This is a genomic window from Streptomyces sp. NPDC007917 (assembly GCF_042959105.1).
GTDB lineage: Bacteria > Actinomycetota > Actinomycetes > Streptomycetales > Streptomycetaceae > Streptomyces.
The window spans coordinates 33,525-46,762 of sequence record NZ_JBIBKK010000032.1 but is presented as its reverse complement, the minus strand read 5'-3'; the positions used below and the strand labels follow the sequence as shown (position 1 = coordinate 46,762).

Annotated in this window: 10 protein-coding genes and 2 pseudogenes; 5 read left to right on the top strand and 7 right to left on the bottom strand. The window is 67.5% G+C overall.

From position 1 onward, the window contains the following. The first annotated feature begins 1 nt into the window (after position 1). The 3 genes from ACFZDL_RS39970 (at position 2) to ACFZDL_RS39960 (ending at position 2,593) form a co-directional block, all read left to right on the top strand. A complete protein-coding gene (locus ACFZDL_RS39970; RefSeq protein WP_353590166.1) occupies positions 2 to 910 on the top strand; it encodes an LLM class flavin-dependent oxidoreductase in 909 nt (302 codons plus the stop codon). Positions 911 to 1,084: 174 nt separating this feature from the next. After that, positions 1,085 to 1,996 (top strand): zinc metalloprotease HtpX, encoded by a 912-nt coding sequence (gene htpX, locus ACFZDL_RS39965; RefSeq protein ID WP_353590167.1) that lies wholly within the window; start codon positions 1,085 to 1,087, stop codon positions 1,994 to 1,996. Positions 1,997 to 2,002: 6 nt separating this feature from the next. Continuing rightward, positions 2,003 to 2,593: a hypothetical protein gene (locus tag ACFZDL_RS39960; protein WP_353590168.1), complete on the top strand. Its 591-nt coding sequence runs from the start codon at positions 2,003 to 2,005 to the stop codon at positions 2,591 to 2,593. Between the two features lie 61 nt (positions 2,594 to 2,654). On the opposite strand, the pseudogene ACFZDL_RS39955 reads toward ACFZDL_RS39960, so the two are convergent. Next, positions 2,655 to 2,896: pseudogene (locus tag ACFZDL_RS39955) on the bottom strand (transposase); the annotation flags it as partial. Between the two features lie 403 nt (positions 2,897 to 3,299). On the opposite strand from ACFZDL_RS39955, the gene ACFZDL_RS39950 reads away from it, so the two are divergent. Beyond that, positions 3,300 to 3,917, top strand: coding sequence for a hypothetical protein (locus tag ACFZDL_RS39950; RefSeq protein WP_353590169.1), 618 nt, complete (start codon positions 3,300 to 3,302; stop codon positions 3,915 to 3,917). Between the two features lie 299 nt (positions 3,918 to 4,216). Next, a pseudogene (locus ACFZDL_RS39945) lies at positions 4,217 to 4,626 on the top strand (hypothetical protein); the annotation flags it as partial. A gap of 27 nt (positions 4,627 to 4,653) precedes the next feature. On the opposite strand, the gene ACFZDL_RS39940 reads toward ACFZDL_RS39945, so the two are convergent. The 6 genes from ACFZDL_RS39940 to ACFZDL_RS39915 form a co-directional block, all read right to left on the bottom strand. Further along, complete coding sequence (locus ACFZDL_RS39940) at positions 4,654 to 4,866, bottom strand: DUF397 domain-containing protein (RefSeq protein WP_353590170.1); 213 nt, start codon at positions 4,864 to 4,866, stop codon at positions 4,654 to 4,656. Next, a complete protein-coding gene (locus ACFZDL_RS39935) occupies positions 4,863 to 5,693 on the bottom strand; it encodes a helix-turn-helix transcriptional regulator (RefSeq protein WP_353590171.1) in 831 nt (276 codons plus the stop codon). The genes ACFZDL_RS39940 and ACFZDL_RS39935 overlap by 4 nt, the downstream gene beginning before the upstream one ends. A gap of 1,581 nt (positions 5,694 to 7,274) precedes the next feature. Then, a complete protein-coding gene (locus ACFZDL_RS39930) occupies positions 7,275 to 7,598 on the bottom strand; it encodes a hypothetical protein (RefSeq protein ID WP_353590172.1) in 324 nt (107 codons plus the stop codon). A gap of 7 nt (positions 7,599 to 7,605) precedes the next feature. Further along, the gene (locus ACFZDL_RS39925; protein WP_353590173.1) at positions 7,606 to 12,108 is read right to left on the bottom strand and encodes a putative T7SS-secreted protein; all 4,503 of its coding nucleotides are present in this window, start codon (positions 12,106 to 12,108) and stop codon (positions 7,606 to 7,608) included. After that, on the bottom strand, positions 12,108 to 12,629 hold the full coding sequence (locus tag ACFZDL_RS39920) for a hypothetical protein (protein ID WP_353590174.1): 522 nt from the start codon (positions 12,627 to 12,629) through the stop codon (positions 12,108 to 12,110). Before ACFZDL_RS39920 ends, ACFZDL_RS39925 begins: the two co-directional genes overlap by 1 nt. Beyond that, positions 12,616 to 12,990 carry an SseB family protein gene (locus ACFZDL_RS39915; protein WP_353590175.1) on the bottom strand — a complete coding sequence of 125 codons (375 nt, stop codon included), beginning with the start codon at positions 12,988 to 12,990 and terminating at the stop codon, positions 12,616 to 12,618. Before ACFZDL_RS39915 ends, ACFZDL_RS39920 begins: the two co-directional genes overlap by 14 nt. Between the last annotated feature and the right edge of the window lie 248 nt (positions 12,991 to 13,238).

The window sequence follows — 13,238 nt, the reverse complement described above, 5'->3', positions numbered from 1 at the left end:
CATGCGACTGAGCACCGTGATCCTTCCCGTACGCCGCTGGTCCGAAGGCGGCCGCGAGGTGTGGCAGCGCGCCGAGGAGCTGGGTTTCCACGCCGCGTACACCTATGACCACCTGTCGTGGCGCAGCTTCCGCGACGGACCCTGGTTCGGGGCGATCCCGACCCTCACCGCGGCGGCCGCGGCGACGTCCCGGCTGCGTCTTGGCACCCTGGTCACCTCGCCCAACTTCCGCCACCCCGTCACGCTGGCCAAGGAGCTGATCTCCCTGGACGACATCTCCGGCGGCCGGATCACCCTGGGCATCGGGGCGGGCGGCTCCGGCTTCGACGCGACGGCGCTGCTGTCCGGGGCGGAGGAGGCGTGGACGCCGCGTGAGCGGGCCGACCGTTTCGGTGAGTTCGTGCCGATGCTGGACCGGCTGCTGACCGAGGACGCGGTGACCTATGAGGGCCGGCACTACAGCGCCCGTGAGGTGCGCAACATCCCCGGCTGCGTCCAGCGGCCCCGGCTGCCCTTCGCCGTCGCCGCCACCGGCCCGCGCGGGCTGCGGCTCGCGGCGCGGTACGGGCAGGCGTGGGTGACCACGGGCGACCCGAAGATCTACGAGACGGGGACGCCGGCCGAGTCGGTGGCCGCCATCGGGCGCCAGATCGACCGGCTGGGCGAGGCCTGCGCCGAGGCCGGGCGGGACGTGGCGGAGCTGGGCAAGGTCCTGCTCACCGGCTTCACCCCGGACCCGGGGCGGCCGCTGTCCTCCCTCGACGCGTTCGTGGACTTCGCGGGGGAGCACGCGCGGCTGGGCATCGACGAGATCGTGCTGCACTGGCCGATTCCCGACTCGGTCTTCGCGGCGGACCTCGCCGTCTTCGAGAAGATCGCCACGGACGGTCTGGCGCAGCTCGGCGGGTAGCCGGGGCCGTCGCAGCCCTGATTCCGCAACTTCAAATACGGCAAATAGCTCAAAAGCCTTCACTCCTATGTGACAGGTTTTGACGGGGCAAGGCGGGTTTACTCTGACAAGACGGCTATAGGGAGCAGAATCGGGTGTAGAGATTCCGGCCACCACCGTTGCTGGGAGGCATCCATGCCACGCACCCGATACGCCCCCGACCGGGGACTGACCGCCCGCATGGTGACCACGATGTTCTTCATCGGTCTGCTCTATGTGGTCTTCGTCGGCGTGCTGCTGGCCCTGCTGCGCGGGGCCTGGCCGCTGATCCTGCTGATCGCGGGCGGGCTCTTCGTGGCGCAGTTCTGGTTCAGCGACCGGATCGCGGCGTTCTCCATGGGCGCCCGGGAGGTCACCCCCGAGCAGGCGCCCGAGCTGCACGGCGCGGTCGACCGGCTGTGCGCGCTCGCCGACATGCCCAAGCCGAAGGTGGCCATCGCCGACACCGATGTACCCAACGCCTTCGCGACCGGCCGCAACCAGCGGAACTCGATGGTCTGCGCGACGACGGGGCTGCTGCGGAGGCTGGAACCGGAGGAGCTGGAGGGCGTGCTCGCGCACGAGCTGTCGCATGTCGCCCACCGCGATGTGGCGGTCATGACCATCGCCTCGTTCCTGGGCGTCCTGGCGGGCATCATGACCCGTGTCGCCCTGTGGGGCGGCCTGAGCAGCCGCAACAGCCGGGACCCCGGCACCGCCATAGCGGTGCTGGTCATCCCGCTGGTGAGCGCCGTGGTCTACGCGATCAGCTTCCTGCTCACCCGGCTGCTGTCCCGCTACCGCGAGCTCAGCGCCGACCGCGCCGGCGCGCTGCTGACCGGCCGCCCCTCGGCGCTGGCCGCCGCGCTCACCAAGGTCACCGGGCAGATAGCCCGAATACCCACCCGCGACCTGCGCCGGGCGGAGCCGTTCAACGCCTTCTTCTTCGCCCCGGCGCTCAGCGGTGAGAGCCTGAGCCGGCTGCTGTCCTCGCACCCCACGCTGGAGCAGCGACTCGACCAGCTGGCTCGGGTCGCCGCGCAGCTCGACCGGGCGGAGAGGAGCTGAGGTGCCATGGGGTTCTGGGACGCCGTCCTCGGCCGCAGCAAGCCCGCACGGCCCGACCTCGACCAGCTCTTCGCGCTGCCCTCGGCCGCGGTGACACTGCAGGCGGGGGCGGGGTTCACCCCCACGGGTCTTGGCTCGGTGTGCTTCGCGAGCGTCGAGGGCGGCGCCTTCGACCGGCTCCAGGAAGAGGTGCGGGCCCTGCTGGACGCCGACACCGAACGCGGCGGGGTGCCCGTCGAGTTCAGCCGGGACGAGTACGGCTACACCTGGCTGCTGGCCCGACAGCCGCAGGACGACCTGGCGGCCCTGGTGAGCGATCTGCACGCGGTCAACACGCTGCTCCAGGACGCCGGTTTCGGCCCGCAGCTGCTGTGCTCCCTGGTCGGCTTCCGGGACCCGGGGGGTCGGCCGCTCGCGCTGGTGTACCTCTACAAGCGCGGCACGTTCTACCCCTTCGCCCCGCTCCCCGGCCGCGGCGAGAAGCGTGACAACGCGCTCGAGATCCAGGTGCGGGGGCTGCTCGGCGACGACCTACGGGTCGAGGAGGACCTGAGCCGCTGGTTCCCGGTGTGGGGCGCGCCGGGTATGGGCGGCTGAGCGCCCCGGGGCTTCCCGCTACGGGTGTCAGATGGCGCGCGTCTTGGCGAAGGCCACGAAGCTTGAGCATGGCGAAGACCCCGAGCCGGATCCACTCGTCGCGACAGTTGCGGATCGTGCTCGCCGAGCAGGTCGTATCGGAGATCTCCTGGTAGGAGCAGCCGCAGCTTGTCGCACACGATCCGGTTGCTGACGCGGCGGCGGTGGCAAGGGCTGGGCAGGATCGGCAGTAGGGCGCGCAGGCAGCAGCGTCGCGAATTGGTCCCAGAGCGGATCGGTCAGCCATGATGGAAAGATGGGCACAAGTCTCCCCACACGGCCTATCGGCTCAACCTCTTTGTAGTGAGTATGGGACAGCGACACGCCGACACCATGGCGTGTCGCTGTCCCATACTCACTACAACTCGGGCCTCGGACGCAAAGTCACCGGTATCGGACCTAGGTTCAGATGGGACGTAACACCTTGAGTCACAGTCAGCCCCCGTCGGGACCATATAGCCAGAGCAACGGTGCCGGTCCAGGACAGCAGGGCCATGACTACCCGCAAGCCCTCAGACCGTCCAGTCAGCCGGGGTATCCCCCCTTCCCACCGCATCAGAGCCACCCACCGCAGCTCGACTACCTGCCGAACTCAGCCCCACCCACGCCGCCGCACCCTCCGCAAGGAGGTAGCAGCAAGCGGAAGACCATCGGCATCGCGGTCGGCGTGCTGATCGTTGTTGGCGCGATCATCGGCGGCTTCGCGCTGTTCGGCGGGGATGGTGATAGCGCCGAGACCGTGCCCGACGACGGAAAGCGCTACAAGCTCACCGCGCCGGACACCGTACTGCGCCAGTACAAGGTCTGGGGTGACTCAGCCCAGGAGCAGGGCGCGGCGAGCGACGAGGCGACCCTGCTCGGTATCAGTGACGGGAAACGCATCAACAACAACTGGTCAACTATTGATACAACCGACCTCAACTCGGACTTCGACAACAACAAGAGCATTGTCTTCGTCGGCTTCTACGGCAAGGTGGACGATCCGGCGAAGTCCGTGGACGCGTATTTCGACACCATACGGCGAGGATCGCGGTTCTCCGAATTCATCGGCAGCATGGAGAAGCAGACACCAATAGGGTTCAAGAACGGGATCATGAAGTGTCAGTACCAGAAGTCCGACGCTGAGCCCGGCCAGCCGGATACCACGCCCTTGTGTATCTGGGGCGACCACAGCACGGTCGGCTTGGTGACCGTGGTCGATGCCACGAAGAAGAAGTTGTCCTTGGGAGAGGGCGCCAGGATCGCGGCTGACCTGCGGAACGAGATCCGAGTAGAGATCAAGTAACCAGCGGCCGACACAGGTGAGCTTCGGATCGTGCCGGTGACGTGGCTGTCGCCGGGGGTTTCGTGGTTGGGGGCGGTGGCGTGGGTGAGGGTATGGGTCGTCAGGCGGTCCAGGACGTCCCAGGTCTGGGTCAGGCTCACGTCGTCGCCGAGTGTGCGCAAGGTCTCGCGGCCCGCCGCGTCGTAGGCGAAGTCCAGGGAGTTGTCCGCCGTGGTGAGCGTTGCAGGGCGGCCCATTCCGAGCGCAGGCCGCCCGGGGTGATCTGTTCGGTGCGGTTGCCTGCCTAGTCGTAGGTGTAGGAGGTGCGGGCCCTGCTGGACGCTGACACCGAACGCGGCGGGGTGCCCGTGGAGTTCAGCCGGGACGAGTACGGCTACACCTGGCTGGTGTCGCGGCAGCCGCGGGACGACCTGGCGGCCTGGTGAGCGATCTGCACGTGGGCAACACGCTGTTGCAGGACGCCGGTTTCGGCCCGCAGCTGCTGTGCTCCCTGGTCGGCTTCCGGGACCCGGGGGGTCGGCCGCTGGCGCTGGTGTACCTCTACAAGCGCGGCATGTTCTACCCCTTCGCACCGCTCCCCGGCCGCGGCGAGAAGCGCGACAACGCGCTCGAGATCCAGGTGCGGGGGCTGCTCGGCGACGATCTGCGGGTCGAGGAGGACCTGAGCCGCTGGTTCCCGGTGTGGGGCGCGCCCGGCATGGCCGGCTGAGCGCCCCGGGGCTTCCCGCTACGGGTTTCAGATGTCGCGCGTCTTGGCGAAGGCCACGAATGACGCCCAGGCGGCGGCCTCGAATATGAGCGCCGGGCCCTCGGGGGACTTGGAGTCCCGGACCGGGACCATGCCGGAGGTGGCGATGTTCGGCGCCCACTCAACGCAGCTGCCGCCTCCGTTGCCGCTGTAGCTGGACTTGACCCACTTCGCGCGGAAAAGGTCGGGAGTGCTGCTCATGTTGGTAAGGCCTCCATCGTGGACTGGATGAGCGCGGCTGAATCGCCCGGCGAGAGGGCATGCGCTGTGAGTAGATCGTAGGACCGCTGGAGGAAGGCGACAGCCTCATTGCCTTCCAGCAGCGTTCCAGTTGTGATGCTTTCTTCGTAGGCGACCTGACTGCCGGAGTCCAGAGTCATCAGTGTCAACGTTCCGCCTACCAAGGCGTGCCCGCCGTGCTCGAACGGCAGAACCTGTACCACGGTGGTGGGGGTTTCCGTCAGGTCAATGAGGCGGGCCAGTTGCGCCCGCATGACCGCCGGGCCGCCGAAGTGGCGGCGAATCACCGCCTCATCGAGGATGTAGAACAGGTCCGGGGCGGGGTCGGCTTGCAGCAGTACTTGCCGACTCGCGCGAGCCGACCACAGCTCATCGATCTCGTTCGGCGTTGCCTTTGGGTTGTGCTTCTCGAACTGTGCACGGGCATAGCCCTCGGTCTGCACCAGGCCCGGCACGATCTGACAGGCGTACTCCCGGATGATCCGTGCCCGTGCCTCAAGCTCCATGCGACGACGGAACTGGTCGGGGTGGATCTCCTTGCGAGCGAGGGCATACAGCTTCTCGAAGATGCCGTCAGTGCCGAACGCGGCATCCAGAATGGAAGGCAGCTCGGGCGGAATCATGGATTCTGCCGTCTCGAACCGCGCCAGAGAGCTCTTGCTGAAGCTGGTGACCCGGGCCAAAGCCTCAAGGGACATCCCTGCCGCTTCACGTAACCGCCGCATCTCCGAACCGAACAGGTGCCGGGCGGAACGATCTGGCGTCAGTGCGCGTGGCCGAGCTGGCATGGAGCAGCCTCATTTCCCGATGGGCCGGTTGGGACATCAATGACTTCAGATCGTACGCGCGGGGCGACAGGCTGTAACCACGCAAGGTGACCACTGGTCACGAGCAGGAGCGCCAGATGAAAGAAGGCCCCCTGATGGTGGTTCCCCCCGAACAGATCAGCGAATCCGTGCCGGACGTTGTGTCCGTCCGCATAGCTCACCGGCTGCGCCGCACGCTGAACGCAACCAGAGAGCTGCTGCGGCGCGTGCGGCACGCCATCGCGATCGGTGGCCGGGGTCGGCATAGCGCGGTGTACGCGGCGGCTCGCCCCGCCCGCACTCCTGTATCGCCTCCGATGCCCGTTGCCGTCGAGTCGTCCGCCCCCTCCGCGCCCTCCCCTGCCTCGTACGAGGACCCGCCAACGCTCCGCCTCCCGCGCATCCCCGCGGCTGAGCGCTTCCCGATTCTCTGGGACTTCGACCCTGTGGGGCTGTACGTCGTCCAGTACGAGCGGGAGCGCGCGTTGGGAGTGGCGAGGTGAGCGCGGAGACACCTTCACAGGAGACGCAGGGGGGTTCCAGTCCTCGCCCCACTCCCCAGGAGTTGGAGCAGCGCGCGGAGGCTCTGGCCAAGGCGATCCGCAAGCACCTGGAGCGGGGGAAGCGACGGTGAGGTCGTTGATCTGCGCGAAGTGCCAGGAGTACACCGCGTTGCGCGAGAAGGCCAAGCAGAACGGGGATTACGGCCAGGCGACCGCATACGAGATCTTGCGCCGCCGCCACCCGTCCCACGAAACGCCAGGCCGTACGGCCCGTTGGGGGTTGCCCGCATGAGCCGGCCGACGCCGTACCGGGGCCCGAGGGTGGGCGAGGAAGCGTACGACGCCGCAACGGGGCGGGTCGGCGTCCTCCAGGACGTCTGTCACGTTGACGATCTCCTTTTCGACCACAGGATGCCTGGGCCCCGCGTCGCGTTCCTGCGTCCCGCTGAAGGCGGGCGGGAGTGGATGACCGACGCCGGAAACGTCAAGTTTCCGCAGGAGGCGAAGCAGCATCCCGAGGTTTGCGACGAGCCATAGCGGGAGTGACGTCTGGCGTATGGCCCCCTGTCTCGTCCTGCCGTAGAGGCCAGGCGGACAGGTGGCGGCCCGAAGGCGCTTTGGCGCGTCCGAGCCCTGAGTTGTGGTGAGTATCGGACAGTGACACGCCGATCACCACGGAGTGTCACTGTCCGATACTCACCACAAAGTAAGAGTTCTGCTCCGACGCGAACCCCAGGTTTCGCCGTGCGCCATCCGCACCACCTACCTCAGGTCGGTGGTGTCCGTAGACCCCGCGGACTTTCCATCCCGCCGTCGCCAAGCCGCGCTGCGCACCCGCTCGAATCGGAAGTCGGCGTGATCGGCCCCGAGCGTGCGGGCGCGCGAGAGCCGCAGTGGCGAGCACGCGCAGCGACGTGCCCGCGACTGTTGGCGCGCAGATATCCCTACCAGATCGGGCCGCACCACCGCGGTCAGATCTGGCAGTCGGCTCCGATCGGTAGGCGCACCAGCGACGCGAGTCCGCCGTGCGCGATCAGATTCGTGATTGTCGAGCATGCGGTCATTCAATCTCGACATCTGATGCTGTTGATGGATTGAAGTAGGAGACGATCCAGGTCTCGTCGAGTTCGTCGCGTAGGCGGCGAGCCAATCTCTGTCCCTGTTCAGCGAAGCTCTTCTCTGCCTCTTCGGAAGTGAAGCCGGAGGCTGCGGGATCATCTCGGTTGTACGTTGCGTCGTACTCGTCCCCCCAACGATCAAGATCCTGAGCGAGTTTCCCGCTGAGCGGAAGCGATTCGGGTGCTACGTTATCCACTTCCCGTTCAGTAACTACCCACACGGGATAGCACTCGTAATCTGCGGCAAGACGCACGGTGCGTTTCATAACGGTATTATCCCACGCTCTTCAGATTTGCTCCGACTATGAATCCGTTGCTTCCCACGGTGACTGCAACCCGCCGTGTTTCACCTTGGAATTCCACTTCATAAATCGGCCTTCCTGCTCCCTTTCCTTGATAGCCTACTATCTCGCCCCGTGTAGCTGCGGACATGACGAGGTCAGGTATGTCGCTGCGAGAGATACCTTTTTGCTCGAATTGGCTGCCGTGTTCCTCAAGAATGTGCTGTAGGCCAGCTTTACTATTCCCTTCTTCAAGGAATACGACTTTCCCGTTCTGGTCGCGTTGTGCGGCTACGAGCTTGTCTGGAGTGAACTTGACCCCATCGTCCTCGAGTTGTTTAACGGAATCGGCGTCGATCTTGCAATTCTGTAGCCCTAGCGGATCGAGCTGGGCAAAGGGATTCCCGGCATAGACATGGTGGTTGGGCGCGGGGTGGAGGCCTAATGGGTCGGGCGAGGTGTAGCGGGCGGTTTCGGGGTCGTAGTGGCGGAAGTAGTTGTAGTGGAGGCCGGTTTCGAGGTCAGCGTATTGGCCGGGGAAGCGGAGGGGGCAGTCGACCGAGCCGGGAGGGGCGGGGAGAGGGGTGCCCCAGAGGGTGGTGCGGTGTTGCCAGGCGAGGGTGCCGTCGGGGGTGACCAGTTCAGTGGGGGTGCCGACGAGGTCGGTGACGATGGCATGGAAGCGGGCGTCGTACTCCGACTGAGGGGCGGTGTCTGCCAGGGGGAGGATGGATGACGCTTCCTCCGCCATTGGATCCTGCGGGGTTCGGCGCTCGGTTTGGGATATGGGGCGGTGGGTTCCTGGGGCGTAGTCCCAGGTTGTTGCGGTGCCGTCCGTTGTGGTTTGTTCGGCCAGGCGGGTGCCGTCCCAGGTGAAGTGCATTTGGTCGGCGGCTGTGCCGTCCTTGGCCAGGCGTTCTTTGGTTATGCGACGGCCCAGGGGGTCGTATGTGTAGGTCCACTCCTCGCCGTTGGGGGTGGTGGCCTTGGTGAGGCGGTCTTCCGCGTTCCAGGTGTAGGTCCAGGTGCGTGTCTGGCCGTTCAACAACTTGCGGGTACGGCGGACGAGGCGGCCTTGGGCGTCGTGTTCGTAGGTGGTGCGGCCGGCGCGGTGGAGGATCGTGCCGGTGAACTGGCGGTCGCCCGACGCCTCGTGATCGGGGGCTGTGGCCCGAGTCAAGTTGCCCGTTGCGTCGTAGGCGTACGTCTCCGTCCATCCATGCGCGTGGACCGCCGTGACGCGGCCGACCGGGTCGAGGTCGAAGCGGCGGGTGCCTGAGGTCAGCTCTCGGATTTCGGTGAGGTGGTCGTCCTGGCGGTAGGCGTACTCCCGGTGCTGGAGCAGCGTGGAAGCGTTGCCGTGGGTGAGGGCCTGGGTCGTCAGGCGATCCAGGGTGTCCCAGGTCTGGGTCAGGCTGACGTCGTCGCCGAAGGTGCGTGATGTCTCGCGACCCGCGGCGTCATAGGCGAAGAGCAGCGAGTTGTCCGCAGTAGTGAGGGACGTGGTGCGGCCAGTGGCGTCGTAGGCCCACTTTGACCGAAGTCCCGTGGGCGTAATGCGTGTGGTGCGGTTGCCCGCCCGGTCGTAGGTGTAGGTCGTGGTCTTGCCGCCCACCGTCTCGGTGAGGACCCCGCCCCGCGCGTCATACGTGCGGCGCAGGTCCGTGTCCGGGTTCTCCGCCCGTATCAGGCGGCCCGCCGCGTCGTACGCGTACGTCGTCTCCGCGCCGTCCGCCGTGCGCGACGCGACCGCGCGTCCCAGCGCGTCGCGCGTGTAAGCAAGGGTTTCGCCTGCGCCGTTCTCCCGGGATATCAGTCGGCCCGCCGCGTCGTGCTCGTACCTGAGCGTGCGGCCGTTGAAGTCCGTCTCGGCCGTGACCCGGCCCGCCCCGTCATAGGTGTAGGTCCACGTCCGGCCCTGGGGGTTGGTGACCGTGGTCAGGCGCAGCTGGGTGTCGTAGGCGAAGGCGTACGTCGCCCCGTCCGGGTCGGTCCGGGTCGCGGGGAGGTCGAAGTGGGTGTGGGTGTGGCGGGTGGTGTTGCCCGCCGGGTCGGTGTGTTCGACGAGGTTGCCCTCGGGGTCCCAGATCCAGGTTTCGCGGGAGCCATCCGGCCGGGTGCGCCAGGAAGGCTTGCCCTCGATGGTCCAGCCCTGGCGGGTGATGTGGCCCAGGGGGTCGGTGATACGGGTGATACGGCCGTGGGTGCCCCGGCGGACGGTGGTGGTGTTGCCCAGGGCGTCGGTGACCTCGACCGGCAGGCCTGCCGCGTTGCACACGACGCTCGTGGTGTGCCCGAGCGGGTCGGTAATCGAGGTGAGGTTGCCCGAGGCGTCGTACGTGTAGTGGGTCTCCGCGCCGGTCGGGTCAGTCGTCCGGATTCGGTTGCCCCGGTCGTCGTAGGTGTGGAGCCAGGTCGCGCCGTCGGGTTCTCGGACTTCCAGTGGCTGGCCGTATGCGTTGTATGTCGCTGTGGCCGCCGTGCCGTCCGGGCGTTCGACGCGTATGAGGTTGTGGGAGTCGTCGTACGCGTAGCGCGTGGTGTGGCCCAGCGGGTCGGTCACCGACAGCGGCAGGCGGCCGGTCTGCGGGTCCCATGCGGTGCGGGTGGTGTGGCCCAGGGCGTCGGTGCGCGCTGTCGCCCGGTATGACTCGTTGAAGACGTAGGTGATGCGGTGGCCGAGCGAGTCGGTGTAGACGGTGGTGCGGGACGCCTCGTCGTAGTGGAAGCGGCCGGTCATCATGTCGTCCGAGCCGATGGTGCGCAGCACGCGGCCCCGGTGGTCGTAGACGTATCCGAAGCTGGTGCCGTTGCGGTCGGTCCAGGACGTGATGCGGTGCTGGTCGTCGTAGGTGAACCGCAGTGGTTCTTCGGCGGAGTTGAATACCTCGGTCAGGTCGCCGGCGCCGTTGTAGCCGAAGGAGACGAGCGTGGTGCCCGCCTCGGCGTCGCCGACGCCCAGCAGGCGCAGCGCGGTGATGCGCAGCAACTCCGGGTCGGTGTCGATCGCGATCCGGTAGCCGCCGGAGTGCACCACCCCGACCGGGGTGCCGTCTGCGTCGTAGGTGAAGATGATGGAACGGCCGTTGCGGTCCTCGATCATCTGGAGGGGGAGTTCGTTGCCGTCGGCGGCCAGGGGCGTGAAGTGCAGGGTGCGGCCCTGCTCGGGGATCTCGATCCGCATCGTGCCGCCCGCCGTGCCGTCCCAGCGCAGCGGCCAGCGCGGGCCCCGCACCGGATAGGTGTCCTCCTCGGGATGAGGGACTCCGTAGCGCAGCACCATGCCCTCGGTGGCGACGAACACGATCCCGTCGGCGTCCAGCTCCAGCCGCTGGTCGAGGGTGGCGGACCAGGTGCGGCCGAACCAGCCGCCGCAGGTGTGACCGGAGACGAAAGTGCGCTCCAGGACCAGCGGCAGCGCCCCGGGCAGGGACACGTCCGTGGCCGACATCAGCATCTCGCCGGTCGCGACGTCGACCGGGTCGTCCTCGCAGTTCTTGTCGTGGGTGTGCTTGTCGTGCGTGCCCTCACTGTCCGCGCGTCGGTGCGCCTCGCCATCCCGGCCCAGCGCCTCCTTACGAGCCGCCAGACGCTCGGCCGCGCCCGCGCCCGTGTCCAGCTTCTTGCGCAGCACGCTCGCGCCGCCCGTGGTCAGGGCGAGCAGCAGCTCCGGGGTGATCTCGCCTGCCGCGCGCAGCGGGTCCTTGGACCACATCTCCCAGTTGAGGGCCGCCTTCGCGAACTCCTTCGGGTGCGCCGCCGCGTACGCCGCGCCGTCCACCACGCCGGCCAATTGCATGCTGAAGCCGCCGAGGTCACCTTTGACCAGCGAGGCAGGGAGCTCGGCCATGCCGAGGATGGTGTAGTGGGCTTTCCACAGCCCGTCCTTGAGGCCCTCCCCAACCTTCTGCCAATTGCTCGGCTTGTTCGGGGCCTTCTCCGCCGCCTTGTCGATCTTCTTCTTCGACGCGTCGACGACCAGCTGCAACTCGGCGATCAGCTTGTCCAGCCGACCGACACAGTCCTCCATCGCGCCGATACCCGGGTCGGTCTCCGCGGGCTTCTCCGGCAGCTGCTCATCGCCGCGCGTTACCGCGTCGTTGTAGGCCTCGACCTTCTTGTTGTGCGCCTTGGACGCCGCCCGCGCCGCATCCGCGTCCTCGATGATCGGCTCGCAGCGCTTCTGCACCGACCGCAGCTTCGTCGCGTACGCCGCCAACGCGCTCGCGGCATGCGTGAACTGGTCATGTCCTGACGTCAGTTCCTTGGGGAGCCGGTCGACGGCCTTCCGGAACTCGCCCGCGCCCTTGCCCTGCCAGTCCTCCAGGTCCATCGGCCGCAGCTTGTCCTTGCCGTCCTGGAAGGCGCCCGCGTACGCGCGTAACTCCAGCACCAGGTCGTCCACGTCATCGGGGTTGCCGGGGATCAGGTCCTTGGGCTTCGCACCCGCCGGGATCCGTATCTGCGGGGGTCGCACCGCATCCGGGTCAGCCATCAGGACTCATCCTCGTATCCGGCCAGCGCCTTGCGCGCGAGCTTCGCCAACGCCGTGTCCTCCGGGCGCTTCTCCATCTCCGGCGCGCCCACGTGCTCCCAGGACCACTTGCCCGCCGCGCCCGACGGGAGCTTGGCCATGTTCGCGTCCGAGGGCCAGAAGTCCTTCACCCGCATCAGATCCGCCAGCATGTATCCGGCCACCGCCTCGTACAGCCGCTCCACCACCACATCCGCGTGGTCCGCGAGCTCGCCCATGCCGAAGCCCCACTCCTTGATGAACCCCTTGCCCGACTCCAGGAGTTCGGGCGAGCCGCAGTGCTGGAGATAGGCGGTCAGCTTCTCCTGGCTGTTCTTGACCGCCCGGGCCGCGACCACCGACTCCTCCAGCGGGACGATCTGCGCCTTCACCGCAGCGATCTCGATCTTGTAGCCGTCGGCGCCTTCGTCGCCGCCGTACTTGCCGTCCGGGCCGCGCTCGCTGGGGGCCCGGTTCACATTCCTCGCGTCAGGATCCGCCATCGCCAGCCCCCTCCTCGTCCGCGACCTCGTCCGCGACCTCGTCCGCCTCCTGGCCCTCCGCCTCGCGCAAGGTCTGCGCGTCCAGCAGGAATGGGCGCTCACCCAGCGGGTCCACCAACGCCCGTACGCCCTCGGGCAACAGCTCCACCAGATCCTCGGCCGTCGTGGAGGCCCATCCGCACGCCCCCGCGAAGCGCGCGAGGCCCTCGATCGAGGTGAACACCGGCACCAGCGGGCCGGCCTCCGCCGTCTCCGAGACCAGGAAGCCCGGGTTCTCCGGGCGCTGGAAGTACAGCCGCGCCTTGCGCAGCGCCGCCCACTTCTCCCGCTCCGACATCTGCGCGGCGGTCTCCTGGCGCACCAGGTCAGCCAGGCTTGTTTTGCCGCCTTGACCAGGCGGTCTGTTGGTCCCTCCCCCAAACATGAGGGCTATCTTCACACAGGTGACCGACACTTTGGGTGACTGACACGAACCTCTTCGCGACGATATGCGAACGGCACGCTCGGAGCCGAATGCCGCCCAGCGGCGCTCGTCCGCGAGGACCGACCCCTGCCGAAAGTGCCGTCCCTTACGGGACCGTCAGACCGGAGAACTAGGGAAAACCAGCC